19 protein-coding genes and 1 pseudogene are annotated in these 17,736 nt (G+C 70.7%); 11 read left to right on the top strand and 9 right to left on the bottom strand.

Going from position 1 to position 17,736, the window contains the following annotated elements:
* Positions 1 to 106: 106 nt before the first annotated feature.
* Positions 107 to 280, top strand: a complete 174-nt coding sequence (locus tag OIC96_RS27195) for a hypothetical protein (protein WP_330305335.1) — start codon at positions 107 to 109, stop codon at positions 278 to 280.
* 181 nt (positions 281 to 461) lie between these two features.
* Positions 462 to 632, top strand: coding sequence for a hypothetical protein (locus OIC96_RS27190; RefSeq protein WP_330305336.1), 171 nt, complete (start codon positions 462 to 464; stop codon positions 630 to 632).
* A gap of 134 nt (positions 633 to 766) precedes the next feature.
* On the opposite strand, the gene OIC96_RS27185 is transcribed toward OIC96_RS27190, so the two are convergent.
* Positions 767 to 1,120, bottom strand: coding sequence for a hypothetical protein (locus OIC96_RS27185; protein WP_330305337.1), 354 nt, complete (start codon positions 1,118 to 1,120; stop codon positions 767 to 769).
* A complete protein-coding gene (locus OIC96_RS27180) occupies positions 1,120 to 1,713 on the bottom strand; it encodes an ATP-binding protein (RefSeq protein ID WP_330305338.1) in 594 nt (197 codons plus the stop codon). The genes OIC96_RS27185 and OIC96_RS27180 overlap by 1 nt, the downstream gene beginning before the upstream one ends.
* Positions 1,714 to 1,876: 163 nt before the next feature.
* Here OIC96_RS27180 and OIC96_RS27175 point away from each other — a divergent pair, with 163 nt between their 5' ends.
* From OIC96_RS27175 to OIC96_RS27165, 3 genes are all read left to right on the top strand, one after another.
* On the top strand, positions 1,877 to 2,749 hold the full coding sequence (locus OIC96_RS27175; RefSeq protein WP_330305339.1) for a helix-turn-helix domain-containing protein: 873 nt from the start codon (positions 1,877 to 1,879) through the stop codon (positions 2,747 to 2,749).
* Positions 2,706 to 2,906, top strand: coding sequence for a DUF397 domain-containing protein (locus OIC96_RS27170; RefSeq protein WP_330305340.1), 201 nt, complete (start codon positions 2,706 to 2,708; stop codon positions 2,904 to 2,906). Before OIC96_RS27175 ends, OIC96_RS27170 begins: the two co-directional genes overlap by 44 nt.
* A 340-nt stretch (positions 2,907 to 3,246) precedes the next feature.
* Positions 3,247 to 4,032 carry a hypothetical protein gene (locus tag OIC96_RS27165; RefSeq protein WP_330305341.1) on the top strand — a complete coding sequence of 262 codons (786 nt, stop codon included), beginning with the start codon at positions 3,247 to 3,249 and terminating at the stop codon, positions 4,030 to 4,032.
* A gap of 75 nt (positions 4,033 to 4,107) precedes the next feature.
* Here the strand turns inward: OIC96_RS27165 and OIC96_RS27160 are convergent, their stop codons facing one another.
* Positions 4,108 to 4,455 carry a DoxX family protein gene (locus OIC96_RS27160; protein WP_330305342.1) on the bottom strand — a complete coding sequence of 116 codons (348 nt, stop codon included), beginning with the start codon at positions 4,453 to 4,455 and terminating at the stop codon, positions 4,108 to 4,110.
* Positions 4,456 to 4,626: 171 nt separating this feature from the next.
* Positions 4,627 to 6,225 (bottom strand): FadD3 family acyl-CoA ligase, encoded by a 1,599-nt coding sequence (locus OIC96_RS27155; RefSeq protein WP_330305343.1) that lies wholly within the window; start codon positions 6,223 to 6,225, stop codon positions 4,627 to 4,629.
* Between the two features lie 102 nt (positions 6,226 to 6,327).
* On the opposite strand from OIC96_RS27155, the gene OIC96_RS27150 reads away from it, so the two are divergent.
* From OIC96_RS27150 to OIC96_RS27140, 3 genes are read left to right on the top strand one after another with little or no spacing between them, the layout of a single operon-like run.
* Entirely contained in the window at positions 6,328 to 7,476 is a 1,149-nt protein-coding gene (locus OIC96_RS27150; protein ID WP_330305344.1) for a lipid-transfer protein, read from the top strand.
* A gap of 12 nt (positions 7,477 to 7,488) precedes the next feature.
* A complete protein-coding gene (locus OIC96_RS27145; protein WP_330305345.1) occupies positions 7,489 to 8,013 on the top strand; it encodes a Zn-ribbon domain-containing OB-fold protein in 525 nt (174 codons plus the stop codon).
* Complete coding sequence (locus OIC96_RS27140; protein WP_330305346.1) at positions 8,010 to 8,786, top strand: enoyl-CoA hydratase/isomerase family protein; 777 nt, start codon at positions 8,010 to 8,012, stop codon at positions 8,784 to 8,786. Before OIC96_RS27145 ends, OIC96_RS27140 begins: the two co-directional genes overlap by 4 nt.
* Before the next feature lie 302 nt (positions 8,787 to 9,088).
* Here OIC96_RS27140 and OIC96_RS27135 read toward each other — a convergent pair whose 3' ends face one another.
* Positions 9,089 to 11,419: a serine/threonine-protein kinase gene (locus tag OIC96_RS27135; RefSeq protein WP_330305347.1), complete on the bottom strand. Its 2,331-nt coding sequence runs from the start codon at positions 11,417 to 11,419 to the stop codon at positions 9,089 to 9,091.
* 306 nt (positions 11,420 to 11,725) lie between these two features.
* Complete coding sequence (locus OIC96_RS27130; RefSeq protein WP_330305348.1) at positions 11,726 to 12,460, bottom strand: VOC family protein; 735 nt, start codon at positions 12,458 to 12,460, stop codon at positions 11,726 to 11,728.
* Between the two features lie 200 nt (positions 12,461 to 12,660).
* On the opposite strand from OIC96_RS27130, the gene OIC96_RS27125 reads away from it, so the two are divergent.
* On the top strand, positions 12,661 to 13,296 hold the full coding sequence (locus OIC96_RS27125) for a TetR family transcriptional regulator (RefSeq protein ID WP_327435070.1): 636 nt from the start codon (positions 12,661 to 12,663) through the stop codon (positions 13,294 to 13,296).
* A gap of 178 nt (positions 13,297 to 13,474) precedes the next feature.
* Here the strand turns inward: OIC96_RS27125 and OIC96_RS27120 are convergent.
* Positions 13,475 to 13,928, bottom strand: a pseudogene (locus OIC96_RS27120) (Lrp/AsnC family transcriptional regulator).
* A 94-nt stretch (positions 13,929 to 14,022) separates the two neighbouring features.
* Between OIC96_RS27120 and OIC96_RS27115 the strand changes: the two are divergent.
* Positions 14,023 to 14,643, top strand: coding sequence for a LysE family translocator (locus OIC96_RS27115; protein ID WP_330305349.1), 621 nt, complete (start codon positions 14,023 to 14,025; stop codon positions 14,641 to 14,643).
* Positions 14,644 to 14,677: 34 nt separating this feature from the next.
* Here OIC96_RS27115 and OIC96_RS27110 read toward each other — a convergent pair whose 3' ends face one another.
* On the bottom strand, positions 14,678 to 15,172 hold the full coding sequence (locus OIC96_RS27110) for a nitroreductase family deazaflavin-dependent oxidoreductase (RefSeq protein WP_330305350.1): 495 nt from the start codon (positions 15,170 to 15,172) through the stop codon (positions 14,678 to 14,680).
* Positions 15,172 to 16,374, bottom strand: coding sequence for an acyl-CoA dehydrogenase family protein (locus OIC96_RS27105; protein WP_330305351.1), 1,203 nt, complete (start codon positions 16,372 to 16,374; stop codon positions 15,172 to 15,174). The genes OIC96_RS27110 and OIC96_RS27105 overlap by 1 nt, the downstream gene beginning before the upstream one ends.
* Before the next feature lie 180 nt (positions 16,375 to 16,554).
* Here OIC96_RS27105 and OIC96_RS27100 point away from each other — a divergent pair, with 180 nt between their 5' ends.
* On the top strand, positions 16,555 to 17,730 hold the full coding sequence (locus OIC96_RS27100) for a thiolase C-terminal domain-containing protein (RefSeq protein WP_330310159.1): 1,176 nt from the start codon (positions 16,555 to 16,557) through the stop codon (positions 17,728 to 17,730).
* Positions 17,731 to 17,736 lie beyond the last annotated feature (6 nt).

Below are 17,736 nucleotides of genomic sequence, written 5' to 3'. Positions count from 1 at the left end.
CGTTAGGGTGAACGGCCTTACGAATGCCCGTCCGGCGGCCCTCGGGGGAGTCGCCGGACGGGCACGTTCAGCACTTCACTGCCCGAGATCAAGGGAGTTGACCGCCATGGCCGACAACACGGACACCGTCAAGCCGGACGACGCGCACGCCACCGACGAAGAGCTCACGACGCTGGACGCCCACGCCACCGACGAAGAGCTCAAGCCCGCGGACGCTCACGCGACCGACGAGGAGATCACCACCCTGGACGCTCACGCGACGACTGAGCGCCCCTTCTAGACCTACACACCACGGGGATCGGCCGCGGCGGCGCGGAGGGGGAGCCGTCGCGGCCGACGTGTGTCCGATGCACGGTTCACGCCATCCCGTGGCGGGAACCGTTCGAGCCACTCGAACAATCGCCGCTCCTGACGCTAGCGTCACTCGGTGTCCAGAGATCCCCTCTCCCCGTGGAGTTGGCATGACTCGCACCAAGAAGGCCCTCGTCACCGTGGCCATCGCGGCCGCTGCCGCGATCGGCACGTCAGCACCGGCATTCGCCGACATGCATGCCACGGACACCCCCGTCACCACGGACGACATGCATGCCACGGACACCCCCGTCACCACGGACGACATGCACGCGACCTGAACTGTCACGCGTTGGGGGCCAAGCGATGCCCTCGGCCCCCAACGTCGCATCCAACTCCCTTTCGTACGTCCGCCACACGCCCCTGACGCTCCACGGCACAACCCCTGACACCCCGGCCGCGATACGTCCGCCCCTCATGAGCCCACCATCACACCGTGAATAGCTGCCGGTCCGAAGTCCACGCCTTCCAGTGCGAACAACAGCGCCAAGCGCCGTTCCTCCTGGAGCCGCTGCTTCTCCGCCGCGCGGTAGTAGGGGCGAGTGAGCGGGGCGGCGGTGACGTCGACGCGGTGGTCTGTGGCGGCTTCGCGGGCGTACGGGCTGCGAAGGCGTGGGAGGGCGAGTGCCGCGCCGGGGTCCGGTCGCGGACGCCTCGGCCACGGGGACACTTCCGTGGGCCCGAGATCCCGCACACCGCGCCGCCGCCTGCCGGTGCCGGGGAGCAACAGCGCGAGCAGGCGTGACAGCAGCAGGACCAGCAGGCGCACTACCCCTCCCCCAACTCACACCACACGGTCTTGCTCGCACCTCTCTGCTCCACACCCCACCTCAACGCCACCGCCTCAAGCAGGGCAAGGCCGCGCCCGGACCCGTCGTCGCCCGTGGCATGCAGGAGGACGGGCAGGGCGCGCGGATCGGGGTCGGTGACCTCGACGCGGGTGCGGGCCTCCGCCCGGAACACCCGTACGCGTACCGGAGTCCCCTCCCCCACATGCCGGATGACGTTGGCCACCAGTTCGGTGACGCAGAGCTGAACATCCGCGCAGGGCTCGCCCAGATGCCCCCGTACGGCGCGGCGCAGGTCCGGCACCGCCTTGGGTACGGCGAGCAGGTCGAGTTCGAGATGAGCTGCGCTGGGGTCCCGGCCGTCCCCCTGGAGCACGGCCGTAAGCCTGCGCGCGGTCGCGGTGTTGCAGTTGCCGAGCGCCACCAGCCCCGCCGGGGGCCTGTACGTGCCCGCGAAACTCGGCAGGTCGACGCGCAGGGAGGGCAGCGTGAGGCCGTGGGCCACGAGGGCGGCGCGGAGTTCGTCCACGCAGCGTTCCACGTCGTGGGCGGTGGGGGGTTGGTGGGCTTGCATGTGTACGCCTTCCTTGAGCCGAGCCGAGCCGAGCCGAGCCGTCGCGTTCCGTAATGAATCAGTCACACGATGACGTGACAGCGCGTACCGTGACAGGAGTTCGGCATCCCGAATGCGAACTGTGGAACTGAGCGCGGTAGTTGTGGAATGGGCGGAAGCCACGGTGCGACGCAAGGAGATCGACGGCTCGGAGAGCGTCCCGAGCTTCTACGGCAAAGAGTTGCGGTGGAAGCGCGAGGAAGCGGGCCTCACCCTTCAGCAGCTGGTCGAAGGGAGTTTCTACGGCCAGAGTCACCTCAGTGAGATCGAGCGAGGTGAGCGGCGCATGCCCAGCGATCTGGCCGCGCACGTGGACCAAGTCCTCGCGACCGACGGCTTCTTCGGGCGTCGCTGCGAGGATGTGCGCAAGGCCCGCAGGGGTGGACACGCGGAGTACTACGCCGATGTCGTGGAGTTGGAAGGACACGCTCGGGAGATTGAGGACTGGGACCCCGTGCTCATCCCCGGCCCACTCCAACTGGAGCCGTACATCCGTGCCGTGATCCGCGCGGCGCACCCGCTGGAAGCCGAAGACTCCGTCGCCGCGAAGGTGAACGCGCGCCGTGAGCGGGCGTGGCTCTTCGAGGACTCGAGGGCCCCCGAGTCCTGGATCGTTCTCCACGAGGCAGTGCTATGGCAACCGACAGTCGGACCCGGCGAGATGGCGGACCAGCTCGCCCACGTCGCGGAGGTGGCGAGGAACCGCGGCTTCATTCCACAGATCCTTCCGTGGAATGCCGGAGCGCACCCGTTCATGATGGGAACGACCAGGTTCCTGACCTTTGGAGATGCCCCTCCGCTGATGTACACCGAGGGCATATACAGCGGCCAGGTCATCGATGATCCGGGGCTCGTGAGGCAGTACATGAAGGCCTACGATCGGCTCAGGGCTGCCGCACTCCCGCCAGAGGTGTCCCTGAGGATGATCGAGAAAGCCGCAGAGGACTACCGAAATGACAAGCACCCAGGTGGACTTGAGCTTGGCCGACTGGCGTAGGAGCAGCTACAGCAACGGCGACGGCGGGCTATGCGTCGAAGTCGCCCCCGGCCACCCCGGAGTCATCCCCGTCCGCGACTCAAAATCCCAGAACGGCCCAGTACTCCTGTTCCCCACGGCCTCCTGGACCCCTTTCCTATCGTCTCTCAAGCACTAACCCAGTTCAAAGGCGAGAGGGATTGGCAATCCCGTTCCACCTTCTCGACGCAATAGCCCGCCCCCACAGGCCCACCCCTGGCACGCATCTGCCAATCCCTCATGCCCTGCCCACCGGCCACCTCCCTGCGAGTTATCCACAGGGGCGGGGGGCGACCGGGCCGGTGCGGGACAGTGGGACCGTGGAGCGTGCGGAGTTGAGGGGGCTCGTGGAAGGGGGTGTGTTGCTCACCTCGCGGGCCCTCGGGAGCGGGTGGCCTCGGGTCTCTCTCTTTCGGCGGCTGGGTGACGAGGGGTGGACGCGGGTTCAGGCGGGTGCCTGGGTCCAGCCGGGGTGGGACGTGGACCTCCTCACGCTTCTCAAGGCCGCGCAGCTCCTCAAGCCCCAGCTCGTCGTGAGTCACCGTTCGGCGGCCCGGCTCTGGCGGATCGAGACGCTGGGCCCCGTAAGCAACCGAACCACCCTGGACTTCACGGACCCCGGGCTCAGCGTCCGGCGCGGCGGCGAGGGCGTACAGGTGCACCGGATCCCCCTCGCCCCATGCGAGGTCGTGGAACGGCAAGGGCTGCGGGTCACCGGAGTGAACCGCACCGTCGCCGACCTCCTGCGGGCCGAACCGAGGGACGACGCCCTCGTCGCCGTGGAGTCGGCACTCACCCGGCGCAGGGTCGGCTCCGTGCGGCGCGCCCCGCTCACCACGCCGGCCGCGCTCGCCGCCGCCCTCGAAGCCTCGCTCCTCGGAGCGCCCCGAGCGCGAGACAGGCTGCGGCTCGCCGACCCGAACTCCGGGTCCCCGGCGGAGACGATCGCGCGCCTGCGGATGCACGACGTCGGCCTCCGGCCCGAGCCCCAGGCCGAGTTGCGTACCCCCGACGGACGCCGCCGTTTCCTGGACTTCCTCTTCCGTGCCGAGGGCCTGGGAGTGGAGATCGAGGGCTACGCCTATCACGGCACCCGCGACGCCCACCGCCGCGACCTGCACCGCTTCAACCAGATCCTCCAGTGCCCCGAGGTCCGGACACTGCTGCGCTTCACTGCGGAGGACGTCTTTCACCGGGCGGCGGGGATGCTTGCCCAGATCCGCGCCGCCCTGGGTGCGACCGATTCCGGCAGCGGCGCGCGCTGAGGGGGCGGCGTCCGCGAATGCGGCGGATTCCGCCCCCTCAGCGAGCAGACAGGGGAGCGCGTCGCTCCAGCGCCCTCAGACAGCCAGCCCCAGCGCCAGCGCCCCCACCACCGGCGCCGCGTACACCAGCGGGAACGGAATGTGCGAGTACCAGCGCGCCCGGGCCACGGTCACCGCCGCACCGCTGAAGTAGAGGACCAGGCCGATCCCGGCCGCGACGCCGAGCGGTGGTACGAACAGGCCGACCAGCAGGCCCGCCGCCCCCGCGGCCTTCGCCGCACCGAGCCAGGGCCACCACGAGCGGGGGACGCTGTAGTCGGTCAGGGCCTGGATGACCCACTGGGCGCGGAAAAGGATGGCGCCGGCCGAGTAGCCCGACATGGCGGCGGCGAGGATGGTCACGATGATGTGGGCAATGGACATGGGGAGGCTCCTTGTCAGGGGTGCCGGGGCGGGGGTTGATCCGATCCGCCCGGGCTGGTGTGTCCGTCCGTCACTGGATTGACACCGGGGGGCGTACGGGTGTGACACGACGGCCGGAAGTTTTTCCGGCAGCCTCATTCGCAGCCTCGGGACCCGCCTGACCACCTGGCCTCACTGTCCCCGCAACTCCCCCTTCACCACCTTCCCGCTCGCGTTCCGCGGCAGCTCCCCCACGAACTCCACCATCCGCGGCACCTTGTAGTTCGCCATCTCGCGCCGAGACCACGCGATGAGGTCGTCGGCGGTCAGTACGGCCCCCGCCCGGCGGACCACGTACGCCTTGCCCACCTCGCCCAGGCGGCCGTCCGGTACGCCGATCACCGCGACGTCGGCCACATCCGGGTGCAGGCCGAGGAGTTGCTCGATCTCGGCGGGGTAGGCGTTGAAGCCGCCGACGATGAACATGTCCTTGATGCGGTCGGTGATACGGAGGTTGCCGGCGTCGTCGAGGACGCCGACGTCGCCCGTGTGCAGCCAGCCGTCGGCGTCGAGGACCGTCGCCGTGGCGTCCGGATCCTCGAAGTAGCCCTGCATGACGTTGAATCCGCGGACCAGGACCTCGCCCGGGGAGCCGAGGGCCGCCTCGACCCGTATCTCCGTGTCCGGGATCGCCCGGCCCGAAGTCGAGGCGATCACCTGCGCCTCGTCACCCCGGCGGCACATCGTGACGATGCCGCTCGCCTCAGACAGTCCGTACGCCGTCAGGACCGTGTCGATCTTCAGCTCCGACTTCAGGCGTTCCACCAGGCGCAGAGGAACCACCGCCGCTCCCGTCACCACCAGACGGAGCGCCGAGAGGTCGTACGCGTCGCGGGAGGGGTGGTCCAGGAGTGACTGGTGGAGGGTGGGCGGGCCCGGGAGGACCGAGATGCGCTCCGACGCCACGTTCGCCAGCACCGTGTCCACGTTGAACACCGGCTGCGGGATCATCGTCGCGCCGCGCATCAGACAGGCGACGATGCCCGCCTTGTAGCCGAAGGTGTGGAAGAAGGGGTTCACGATCAGGTAGCGGTCGCCCTCGCGCAGGCCCGCGAGGTCGCTCCAGATCTCGTAGCCGCGGAGTGTCTGGGCGTGGGTGATCAGGGCGCCCTTGGGGCGGCCCGTCGTGCCCGACGTAAAGATGATGTCCGAGGCGCAGGAGCCGGACACGGTGTCCCCCCGCTGCCGTACCTCCTCCGCTCCCACGCCCTCCCCGCTCGCCAGGAAGTCCTTCCAGGTACGGAAGTCGGCGGGGGCGTCGTCCGCGAGGACGACCACCTGTTCCAGGTGCGGGAGGCCCGGGAGCGGGCCGGCGCCCTTCCCCTCCCCCTCCCCCTGTCCCTCCCCCGCGGCCCGCCGCAGCGACGCCACATACGACGTCCCCAGGAAGGTCCCCGTCACGAACAGCAGTTTCGCCCGGCTCCGGGAGAGGACGTACGCCGCCTCCGTGCCCTTGAACCGCGTGTTCAGCGGCACCAGCACCGCCCCCGCCGACACCGCGCCCAGCGCCGAGACGATCCAGTCGAGGGTGTTCGGCGCCCAGATGGCGACGCGGTCGCCGAGCCGTACCCCGTTCGCGACGCAGGCCGCCGCCGCACGTTCCACGCGGGCGCCCAACTCGGCGTATGACACTCGTGTACGGCCCTCGACGACCGCCTCCCGATCCGCGAACCGCGTCGCCGCCGACCGCACCAGTCCCGGGATGCCGCCCCACTCCAGGTCTCCGCGCATCGCCCGCCTCCCACCGGCCCAAGCACACTAGCTGACTGACCGTCAGATTAGCTGTAGCCTGACGCCCTGTCAGCAGCCGGGACCTTCTGTGGAGGTGCACCCATGCCGGGGATCAAGGACGCCACAGCCGTCGTCGGGATCGGGCAGACCCCCTTCGCCAAACAACTCCCCGAATCCGAGAAGGCCTTGGCCTGTCGGGCGATCCTCGCCGCCCTCGACGACGCCGGGATCGCACCAGCCGAGGTCGACGGGCTCGCCTCCTACACCATGGAGGAGACGGACGAGGTGGAGGTGGCCAAGGCCGTCGGTCTGGGCGACCTCACCTTCTTCAGCAAGGTCGGGTACGGCGGGGGCGGATCCTGCGCCACCGTCGCGCATCTCGCCGCCGCCATCGCCGGCGGGCAGGCGACGGTGGGGGTGGCCTGGCGGTCGCGGAAGCGCGGGTCCGGGCCCCGGCCGTGGAAGAACACCAGCGTCCAACTCCCCACTCCCGCCCAGTGGACCCGCCCCTTCGGCCTCCTCCGGCCCGCCGACGAGATCGGCATGCTCGCGCGCCGCTACATGCACGAGTACGGCGCCACCCGCGACCACCTCTTCAACGTCGCCCTCGCCTGCCGGAACCGCGCCAACCAGAACCCGGCCGCGATCATGTACGAGCGGCCGTTGACCCGCGAGATGTACATGACCTCCCGCTGGATCAGCGAACCCCTCTGCCTCTTCGACAACTGCCTTGAGACGGACGGGGCGTTGGCCTGCGTGATCGTCTCCGCCGAGCGCGCCCGCGACTGCCGCCGACGCCCCGTCTACGTCCACTCCGCCGCCCAGGGCCTGCCCGCCCAGCACCACGGCATGGTCAACTACTGGAACGACGACCCGCTCACCGGCCCCGCCTGGACCGCCGCCCGACACCTGTGGAAACACGCCGACTTCACACCGGACGATGTCGATGTGGCACAGATCTACGACGCGTTCACGCCTCTCATACCGCTCTCCCTTGAGGGATACGGCTTCTGCGGGAGAGGGGAAGGCGCGGCCTTCACGGAGGGCGGCGCGCTGGAGATCGGCGGGCGGCTGCCCGTCAACACCGGCGGGGGCGGGCTCAGCGAGGCGTACGTGCACGGCTTCAACCTGATCAACGAGGGCGTGAAGCAACTGCGCGGGACCAGTACGGCCCAAGTCCCCGGCGCCGCCACCTGCCTGGTCACGGCGGGTGAGGGCGTACCGACGTCCGCGCTTCTACTCCGGGCCTGAGGAGCCGCCGCCATGACCACCATCAACTCCACGAACGCTACGAGCACCACGAATGCCACGAACGCTACGAGCACCACGAACGCCACTCACGCCACGACCTCGGACCAGTCCCTTCTCTCGCCCGTCCCCGACGACGACGGCGCCCCCTTCTGGGAGTACGCGGCCCGAGGCGAACTCCGGATCCAGTCCTGCGCCGGCTGCGGCGAGCTGCGCTTTCCGCCCCGGCCCTGCTGCCCGCACTGCCACTCCTTCGCGAGCGAATGGCGGGAGATGAGCGGCAGGGGGAGGGTCTGGTCGTTCGTCATCCCGCATCCGCCGCTGCTTCCCGCCTACGCGGAGCAGGCCCCGTACAACGCGATCGTGGTGGAGCTGGCGGACGCCCCCCGGATTCGGCTCGTGGGGAATCTGGTGAGCGGTGCCGGTGAGGCGCTCAACTCCGTCCCGCAGGAACGGATCCGGATCGGGGCGCGGGTGCAGGTGGTGTTCGCCGAGGTGAACGGTGTGGCCGTGCCCCGCTGGGTTCTGGAGCGGCCGTGAGCGACGGGCTGCGCGTCACCGCCGACAAGGACACCGGCGTCGCCGTCCTCACCCTCGACCGGCCCGCGAAGCTCAACGCCATCGACCTCGACACGGCCGCCGAACTCGCGGCCGCCTGGCGGGAGTTCCGGTTCGACGACACCGTACGGGCGGTCGTCATCACCGGGGCGGGCACGCGGGCGTTCTGTACGGGGATCGACCGGGACGTCGTCGTGCCGCAGCCCGGCTCCCCCTACATGGTGGACGATCCGCTCGTCGCGATCGGGCCGAAGGCGAACGACCTGTGGAAGCCCGTGATCGCCGCCGTGAACGGGATCGCCTGCGGGGGTGCCTTCTATCTGCTGGGCGAGGCGGAGTTCGTGGTGGCCGACGAAGCGGCGACCTTCTTCGACCCGCATACGACGTACGGGATGGTCAGCGCGTACGAGTCGATCTACATGGCGCAGCGGATGCCGTTCGGGGAGGTGGCGCGGATGGCGTTGATGGGGACGGCCGAGCGGGTGTCGGCGCGGCGGGCGTACGAGGTGGGGCTGGTGTCGGAACTCACTGCGCCCGGTGCGGCGTTGGGGGCGGCCGTCGATTGTGCCGCTGTCATCGCCTCGTATCCGGTGGAGGCGGTGCAGGGGACGGTGCGGGCGTTGTGGCTGGCCAAGGAGGCGGCTCGGGCGCAGGCGCTCGCGCATGCGCCGCAGCTCGTGTCGCTCGGGAATCTGCCGGGGGAACGGCAGGCGGGGCTGTTCACGGCCCGCCGCCCCGGCTTCCGGCTGCGGTGACCCCCGGTGGCTCCGCGTGGCGGGTTCGTCGCACGCGGCGTAGCGTCTGCATCGAGACGGCCGCCGTCCGAAGCCCCCTTCCGTGCCCGGCACGACGGCCGTCACATTTTTCGCCCCCGCCGCCCCTACCCGTCCCATCCGTTCCTGGGGGCTGTGCCCCCAGACCCCCCTAAAAGATTGCGCAGTTCCCCGCGCCCCTTTTAGGGGCGCGGGGAACTGCGCAATCTTTTGGACCAGCCCCCACCCACCCGCAGCCAAAGAACCCGCCTACGGGGTCTGGGGCGGCGGGGGCGAGAAACCCCTCACGTCGTGCGAGCCGTGCCCGTCCCCTTCTCCGCGTCCAGCGCGTACACGCACCGATCCTTGCTGCACGCGTACACCACCCCGTCCTTGACCACCGGAGCCCCGGTGATCTCACCCCCGGTCGCCAGCTTCCAGCGGAGTCGTCCGTCGTCGGACTTCAGGGTGTACAGGAGATGGTCGGTGGAGCCGAAGTGGATGCGGCCGTCGGCGACGGCGGGGGCGCCGACGAGGTCGCCGCCGGCCTGGAAGCGCCACTTCGGTGTGCCGGTGACGGCGTCGAGGGTGTACAGACCCTTGCCGCTGCCGACGTGGACGTGCCCGGCGGCCACAAGCACCGGCTCGATGGAGGCGCGGGACTCGGTGGCGATGCGCCAGCGGTCGCGGCCGTCGGTGGCATCGAGGGCGTAGACCGTGCCGAGGTAGTCGGCCAGGTACACGCCGCCGCCCGTCACCGCCGGGCCCGGCGCGAAGGTGGGCGGACAGAGGAAGACCGCCGGGGCCTCGAAGTGCCAGCGGACGTGCCCGCTCGCCACGTCGACGGCGAGGACGCGGGTGCCGGCGGAGACGTAGACGTAGCCGTCGGCCGCCTGGGTCAGACGGACCGGGACGCCGCCGCAGGAGGCCGCGTCGCCGATCGGGTACGACCAGCGCTCCTCACCGGTACGGGCCTCCAGGGCGCGCAGCCGGGCGTCCTTCCAGACGTACACCGTGCCGTCGTGGATGGCGGGGCCGGCCTCCGGGGACTCGAAGTCGGTCTGGGCGCCGGTCAGCTCCCAGAGTTTCTGGCCGTTGGAGGCCTCCCACGCCTGGACTCCGCCACCGCGCGTGCCGGTGACGACCGTCCCCCGGTCGGCCTTGAGCGAGTACACCCAGGCGTCCGTCGACAGGCGCCAGAGGTCGCCTCCCTCGCGGGCGTCCAGCGCGAACAGCGTGGGGCCGTCCGAGGCGTGGATACGGCCGTCCGCGACCGCCATCGACCACGCCACGTCGCGCGTCTTGAAGCGGCGCCGGCCGGTCGCGACGTCGAGGGCGTGGACTTCGAAGGAGGTGACGTAGACGAGGTCGCCGGCGACCGAGGGCGTACCCCAGACGTCGTTGGACATTCGGAAGCGCCAGGGGCGCCAGCCGGAGGGTGAATCGGGCGCGGGGGGCGCGACGGTGGGCGCGGGCGCCGGATCGGCACCGTTCACGCCGGCGCGCGGCCGGGACCAGGACGCCGCGAGCCCGGCTTCCGGAGGGGGCGCCTTCACGGCGGCCGCGCGGGCGTCCGCGACGCGCGGGCCGGGGCCGATGGGCACCTGGGCGCCCGCGAGGCGCACGGGACCGGTGTCGGGCGCCCCCACGGGCACAGGCGCGTGCGAGGGGGGTGCGGGCACAGGCGCGCGCCCCCCACCGCTCCGTCCACTCCCCCCGGAGGAGGGCTTCACGGGCGGACGGCCGCCGCGGCGCGTCTCGATCAGGCCCACCGCCCGCTCGGGCAGCCACGCCGACGCCGTACCGCTGTCGTCGGAGCCGGAGCCGAAGAGGTGGGGCGCGAGCTGGGCCTGGAGGTCGGCGGGGTTGGGGCGCGCCGTCGCCTCCATCTGCATGCAGGACTCGATGAGCGGGCGCAGCTCGGCGGGCAGGCCTTCGAGGTCCGGGCCCTCGCGCAGCAGCATGAACACCGTCTCGACCGGGTTCGCGCCATGGAAGGGCGCGTGGCCGGTCGCGGCGAACACCAGCATCGATCCCAGCGAGAAGACGTCGCTCGCGCCGGTCACGCTGCGCGAGTCCTTGGCCTGCTCGGGGGACATGTACGCGGGCGTACCGACGGCGACGTTCGTCATGGTCAGGCGGGTGTTCGAGACGCCGGACGCGATGCCGAAGTCGATCACGCGCGGTCCGTCCTCGACGACGAGGACGTTGGAGGGCTTGAGGTCACGGTGGACGAGACCCGCGCCGTGGATCGACTGGAGGGCCTCCGCGACGCCCGCCGCCAGCCAGCGCACCGCCTGGGCCGGCATCGGCCCGCACTCATTCACTATTTCTTCCAGCGAGGGCGCGGGCACATACGCGGTGGCCAGCCACGGCACCGCGGCGCGCGCGTCGGCGTCGACCACGGCCGCCGTGTAGAAGCCGGACACGGCGCGGGCCGCCTCGACCTCACGCGAGAAGCGGACCCGGAACAGCTGGTCCTCGGCGAGCTCCGTCCTGACCGTCTTGATCGCCACGCGCCGGCCGGAAGCCGAGCGCGCGAGATAGACCAGCCCCATGCCGCCGGCACCCAGCCGTCCCAGCACCTCGAACGGCCCGATCCGCCGCGGATCGTGCTGCGTCAGCTGATCCACCACTTGCCTGCCACCTCCCCGTACGAGCCACGTCATCCACGTATGAACGCGGCCCAGTGCAGCGTCTCACCACCGCACCGCCATGGCGGCACGCACCCTGATTCTTCCTGGCCGAGCCACAGGTTGCGAACCCGGGGGCGGATCGGGGTGTCTCGGGACATTCCACCCGCTCCTGGGGGTCGGCGCGGCCATGTTCAGGCCGAAACGCGACTGTTCACCTTTGAAGTACAGCTCATCACCACTGAAGAGCTCATGAAGTACGGCCCTTCACCACTGAAGTACGGCCCTTCACCACTGAAGTACGGCCCCTCACCGCTGAAGTACGGCGAAGGACGCCCCTTGATTGTCCGTGACGACGGCCACCCGTCCGTACGACGTGTCGAAGGGTGTCGCCTGGACACGGCCGCCGAGCCGGTTCACCGTCCCGAGTACCGCCTCACAGTCCTCGACGCCGAAGTGGACGAGGAAGTGGGGCGGCATTTCGGCCGGGAAGAAGTCGGAGACGGGGGCGCGGCCGAAGTCGGGGGTCGCGTCGGGGCCGAAGAGGGCGTCGTGGAAGAGGGTGCCGTAGAAACGGTCGACGGCCGTGGTGTCCCGTGCGTACAGCTCGGCCCAGCAGAAGGTGCGCCGCTGGTGCCGCTTGCCGAAGCCGGGGTGGGTGCCGGCCTGCCAGAGGCCGAAGACAGCGCCCTCGGAGTCGGCCGCGAGGGCCATCGTGCCCAGTTCGCCGGAGAGGCCGACCGCCGTCGGGGTGGTGATGACCTGCCCGCCCGCGTCCATGATCCGCCGGGAGAGCCCGATGACGTCGGGCGTCGCGAAGTACACCGTCCATACGGTGGGCATCCGGCCGTCCAGCTTGGGCGTGAGCCCGGCGACCGGCTCACCGTCGAGATGCGCCAGGCCGGACGGGCCGTATCCCTCCGCGAAGGTCCAGCCGAAGAGCTCGCCGTAGAAACGCTTGCCCGCCTCCACGTCGGGGAGCTGCGCGTCGACCCAGCAGGGCACGCCCTCGGTGAAGTCGGCGAAAACGGCTGATTCGGCCATGCGGCCAAGCTAACGGCCCTTCACGCATCCCGCAGAGCAGAGGCACCCACCCCCGTGAACCCCGGAAACGCTCGTGAATCTCTCCCGTGCACCCTCGTGAACCCCCTGCGTACCCTCGCGCCGAACGGCCACACCCCATTTGCAGTCGGCCGAATCGCGCTCCGATCACCCCTCGGTAAGCTGACGGCATGACAGGACAAGTGCGTACCGTCGACGGCCGCGTGGCCGGACGGCGTGGGCAGGCGACTCGGCAGAAGCTGCTCGACTGCCTCAGCGAGATGCTCAGCTCCTCGCCCTACCGGGACGTCAAAGTCATTGATGTCGCCCGGAAGGCGGGGACTTCGCCCGCGACCTTCTACCAGTACTTCCCGGACGTCGAAGGCGCCGTCCTGGAGATCGCCGAGCAAATGGCCGCGGAGGGCGCCGGGTTGACCCAGCTGCTCGAAGGGCGTTCCTGGGTCGGCAAGGCCGGCTGGCAGACCGCGCAGGAACTCGTCGACGGCTTCCTGGAGTTCTGGCGCAGGAACGACGCGATCCTGCGGGTCGTCGATCTGGGCGCCGCCGAGGGCGACAAGCGGTTCTACAAGATCCGTATGAAGATCCTGAACTCCGTGAACAACTCCCTTACGGACACGGTCACCGACCTCCAGTCCAAGGGCAAGGTCGACAAGGACGTGAACCCGGCGGCGATGGCCGGTTCCCTTGTCGCCATGCTCGCGGCGGTGGCCTCGCACCAGAAGGGCTTCCAGACGTGGGGCGTCAAGCAGGCTGAACTCAAGCCGAATCTCGCGCTGTTGGTGCACCTCGGCGTAACCGGCAAGAAGCCGACGAAGTAACGCTTCGCTCCTTCTTGCCCCTTTCCCCCTCGCTTCCTTTCCCCCTCGCTCCCCCTCCTTCGCTCCCCCTTGCCTCAACTCCTGTCATGCAGGCGGCAGTCCATCGGCGTGGACTGCCGCCTGCTGCGCTGTACGGGCCGTCGCACGGGCAGCGGGCGGTCACGAAGGCACCGGCCGGTCACGCGGGCAGCGGCCGGTCCGTCACCACATGCTTCATCACGAGCGTCGACGTCAGCCGCTGCACAACCCGGCAGTGTCGCCAGCCGGTCGTCGTAGAGCCGCTGGAAGGCCGCGAGGTCGGCGGTGGCGACCCGTAGCAGATAGTCCGGCTCCCCGAAGAGCCGTTGCGCGTCCAGTACGTGCGGGATGTCGGCCAGCGCGCGCTCGAAGTCGGCGACGGTGTCCCGGTCCTCCTGGCGCATCGAGACGAAGACCAGCGCCTCGAAGGTCAGGCCGACGGCGGCCGGGTCCACCACCGCGCGATAGCCCCGGATGGCACCGGACCGCTCCAGCTCCCGCAGCCTCCGATGACACGGCGAGACGCTGAGCCGCACCCGCGCGGCCAGCTCCGTCACGGTCAGCCGCCCGTCCTGCTGGAGCTCGGCAAGAATTTTCTGGTCCACGGCATCCATGGGGTAGATCTTCCCCCAGAAACCGCGATCATGGGCAAACTTCGAAAACACCTTTGGGGCAATCGCGCCTAATGTCGCCCGTATGGATTGGGGAATGAACGCGGGGCTGGTCACGGCCTTCCTCGCCTTGGATCTGCTGCTGGTGTGCGTACCGGGCGCCGACTGGGCGTACGCGATCTCCGCGGGGCTGCGGGACCGCTCCGTGCTCCCGGCGGTCTCGGGACTCGTCGCCGGGTACGCGGTCCACACCCTGCTCGCGGTGGCCGGGCTCGCGGTGCTGGTGGCGGGGTCACCGGAACTGCTCACCGCGCTGACGGTGGCGGGGGCGGCGTATCTGGTGTGGCTGGGGTGGGGCGTGCTGCGCAGGCCCGCGACACCGGGGGCGTCCGCCGACACCGCCGCGGCCTCACCCGTACGCACGTTCCTGCGCGGCGCCGCCATCAGCGGCCTCAACCCGAAGGGCCTCCTGCTCTACCTCTCCGTACTGCCGCAGTTCCTCAGGCCGGCGGCCGGGGCCCCGGTGGCCGCGCAGACCGCCGTGCTCGGCGCGGTCCACATGGTCAACTGCGCCGCCGTCTACCTCACCGTCGGTGTGCTGGCCCGCGCCGTGCTGCGGGCCAGGCCGGCGGCGGCCCGCGCGGTGGCCCGCACCTCCGGCGCGGCGATGCTCGGCATCGGCGGGTTCCTGCTGGTGGAACGGCTCGCCACGCTCTAGGGCACCGGCTCAGTGCCGTACGGCCGCGACCTGCTCAGCGCCGTACGATCCGGAACAGCCGGATCTCCCGGTCGATCCGCGCCTGATACGTGGCGTACGGCGGCCAGAACGCCAGCACCGCCTTCCACGCCGCGTCCCGCTCCTCCCCCTGAAGCAGATGAGCGGTGACGGCGATGTCCTCGCCCTTCCAGCTGATCTCGACGTCCGGATGAGCGAGGAGATTGGCCGTCCACGCCGGATGATCCGTACGCCCGAAGTTGGAGCCGATGAGGATCCAGCCGGACGGACCACCCGCACCGCCCGCACCGGTGCCCTCGGGCATGCAAGCCAGCGGTGTCCGCCGTTCCAGGCCGCTCTTCGCGCCCCGCGCGGTGAGGATGACACCCGGCAGCATCTGTGCGCTGAGCAGCACCTTTCCGCGTGTGAGCCGGTGTACGGCCCGGTCCAGGGCGGGGATCAGATGCGGCGCGATCTTCGCGAAGGTCCGGGTCGAGGACACCTTCTGCACCAGTCGGACTCCGGGGGCCATCAGACCGTCACCTCGCCGCCGTCGAAGAGACGCGCGGCGTCGGCGGCGTACCCGCGCAGCCGGTGGACCGGCCCGAAGAGCAGTTCGTCGCCGGACGCGCGCTTGAAGTACAGATGGGCCTCATGCTCCCAGGTGAAGCCGATGCCGCCGTGCAGCTGGATGCCTTCGGAGGAGGCGGTGCGAAGCGCCTCCAGCGCCTGGGCGAGCGCCAGTGCGCCGACGTTCTCTCCGTGCGCGGTCGCCCAGGCCGCGTAGTACGCCGCCGAGCGCGCCGCCTGCACCGCCACGTACACATCGGCCAGCCGGTGCTTCACCGCCTGGAAAGACCCGATCGCCCGCCCGAACTGCTCGCGTTGGCGTACGTACTCGACGGTCCGCTCCAGCGCACGGTCGGCGGCGCCCACGGCCTCCGTGGCGAGCACGGCGGCGGCGGTGTCCCCGACGGCGGCGAGCGCACCGGGAACGTCGGGCGCGTCGAGGTCGTCGGGGTCGCCCTCGCCGAGCAACTCGGCTTTCACGTCCCGCAGTTCGATCCGGGCCTGCGGCCGTGTCTCGTCCAACGACGTCTGCCGCACCCGTACGAGCCCCCCGGCACCCTCCCGCACCAGGAACAGCAACGTCCGTGACCGAGCGAATCCCCCTGTGTGCGCGGCCACCACAAGCAGCCCCGCACTATGTCCGTCGAGCACCTGTGCCGCCTGCCCATAGAGGCGCCACACACCGTCGACCCGCCGCGCCTGTACGCCCCCGGCGCGCCCGCCGCCCGCCCAGTCCCCCCGGTTGTCGCCGACCAGGCCGAGCGCGGTGGCCAGCCCGGCCCCCGGTACGGCCAGCGCGGCGGTCAGCTCGCCCGAGGCGAGGCGCGGCAGCAGTCCGGCACGCTGGGATGCGCTGCCGAGGGCCAGGACCAGCGGGGCGGCGAGCACGGCCGTGGACAGCAGCGGCGAGGGAGCGAGGGCGCGCCCCGACTCCTCGCAGGCGAGGGCGAGTTCGGTCACCGAGCAGCCGACACCGCCGTACGCCTCGGGAAGGGCGAGCCCGGGCAGCCCGAGCTGCCCCGCGAGCGCCTTCCAGAGACCGCCGTCGTACCCGGCGGGGGTCCGCACGGCGGCCCGCACCTCCTCCGGACCGCAGCGTTTGAGGAGGAGTTCCCGGAGGGTACGGCGGATCTCGTCCTGTTCGGCGGTGAAACGGGCGTCCATGGGCGGGCTCCTCGAATCCATCCCGGATCTGACGGGCCGTCATGTTAGGGCGAGGGGTCACAGATGCACAGGGGTGCGACCGCCTCCGGCGGGGTACGTATCTGATGTACCGTCAGATCCATGACGACGCCAGGAACTCCCAGGACTTCCGGTCAGCGCACCTCGGGCATATCGAGTGGCATGCCGAGTCGGCGCAAGGTCGCCGTCGCGGGCGTGGCCCTCTCCGACTGCGGCCGCGTCGACGAGACCACCCCGTACGCCCTGCACGCCCAGGCGGCCCGCCGTGCGCTGGCCGACTCGGGCCTGGACCGCTCGGTGATCGACGGCTTCGCGTCGGCGGGCCTTGGCACACTGGCCCCCATAGAAGTGGCCGAATACATAGGCCTGAAGCCCACGTGGGTCGACTCCACCTCTGTCGGCGGCTCCACCTGGGAAGTCATGGCGGCGCACGCGGCCGACGCGATCGCGGCGGGCCACGCGAACGCCGTCCTGCTCGTGTACGGGTCGACGGCGCGCGCGGACATCAAGGCGGGGCGGCGCACGGGCAATCTGTCCTTCGGCGCGCGGGGACCCTTGCAGTTCGAAGTCCCGTACGGCCACACGCTCATCGCCAAGTACGCGATGGCCGCGCGCCGCCATATGCACCAGTACGGCACGACGCCGGAACAGCTCGCCTCGGTCGCGGTCCAGGCCCGCGCGAACGCGGCGGCGAACCCGGAGGCGATGTTCCGCGACCCGATCACCGTCGACGACGTCCTGTCCGGCCCGGTGATCGCGGACCCCTTCACCAAGCTGCATTGCTGCATCCGCTCCGACGGCGGCGCGGCGGTGCTGCTGGCGGCCGAGGAGTACGTACGCGACTGCCGTACGGCCCCGGTGTGGGTCCTCGGCACCGGGGAGCACGTCTCGCACACCACCATGTCCGAGTGGGCCGACTTCACGGTGTCCCCGGCGGCGGTGAGCGGCCGGCTCGCGTTCGAGCGCGCCGGGGTCCGCCCGGACGAGATCGACTTCGCCGAGATCTACGACGCCTTCACCTACATGACCCTCGTGACCCTGGAAGACCTCGGCTTCTGCGCGAAGGGCGAGGGGGGTTCCTTCGTGGACGCCGGGAAGGGACGGCTGCTGGTGAGCGGGGAGCTGCCGGTGAACACGGACGGAGGCGGTCTCTCGGCCCAACACCCCGGCATGCGGGGCCTGTTCCTGCTGGTGGAGGCCGTACGGCAGCTACGGGGTGAGGTGGCGGAAGAGCGGCAGGTACGGAGGCCCGACGGGGGTTTGCCACAGCTGGCCGTGGCGTCCGGGACCGGGGGCTGGTTCTGTTCGTCGGGGACGGTGGTGTTGGGCCGGGGGTGAGGTTCC

It is taken from the genome of Streptomyces sp. NBC_00775, from assembly GCF_036347135.1.
In the GTDB taxonomy this organism is placed as follows: domain Bacteria; phylum Actinomycetota; class Actinomycetes; order Streptomycetales; family Streptomycetaceae; genus Streptomyces; species Streptomyces lutosisoli.
This window is presented reverse-complemented; position numbering and strand designations above follow the sequence as displayed.

Coding starts and splice junctions, on each gene's coding strand:
- OIC96_RS27190 (WP_330305336.1), top strand. CDS start 462: ATGACTCGCACCAAGAAGGCCCTCGTCACCGTGGCCATCGCGGCCGCT.
- OIC96_RS27155 (WP_330305343.1), bottom strand. CDS start 6,225: ATGCGCGGAGACCTGGAGTGGGGCGGCATCCCGGGACTGGTGCGGTCG.
- OIC96_RS27150 (WP_330305344.1), top strand. CDS start 6,328: ATGCCGGGGATCAAGGACGCCACAGCCGTCGTCGGGATCGGGCAGACC.
- OIC96_RS27180 (WP_330305338.1), bottom strand. CDS start 1,713: ATGCAAGCCCACCAACCCCCCACCGCCCACGACGTGGAACGCTGCGTG.
- OIC96_RS27145 (WP_330305345.1), top strand. CDS start 7,489: ATGACCACCATCAACTCCACGAACGCTACGAGCACCACGAATGCCACG.
- OIC96_RS27130 (WP_330305348.1), bottom strand. CDS start 12,460: ATGGCCGAATCAGCCGTTTTCGCCGACTTCACCGAGGGCGTGCCCTGC.
- OIC96_RS27195 (WP_330305335.1), top strand. CDS start 107: ATGGCCGACAACACGGACACCGTCAAGCCGGACGACGCGCACGCCACC.
- OIC96_RS27115 (WP_330305349.1), top strand. CDS start 14,023: ATGAACGCGGGGCTGGTCACGGCCTTCCTCGCCTTGGATCTGCTGCTG.
- OIC96_RS27100 (WP_330310159.1), top strand. CDS start 16,555: ATGCCGAGTCGGCGCAAGGTCGCCGTCGCGGGCGTGGCCCTCTCCGAC.
- OIC96_RS27110 (WP_330305350.1), bottom strand. CDS start 15,172: ATGGCCCCCGGAGTCCGACTGGTGCAGAAGGTGTCCTCGACCCGGACC.
- OIC96_RS27160 (WP_330305342.1), bottom strand. CDS start 4,455: ATGTCCATTGCCCACATCATCGTGACCATCCTCGCCGCCGCCATGTCG.
- OIC96_RS27170 (WP_330305340.1), top strand. CDS start 2,706: ATGACAAGCACCCAGGTGGACTTGAGCTTGGCCGACTGGCGTAGGAGC.
- OIC96_RS27105 (WP_330305351.1), bottom strand. CDS start 16,374: ATGGACGCCCGTTTCACCGCCGAACAGGACGAGATCCGCCGTACCCTC.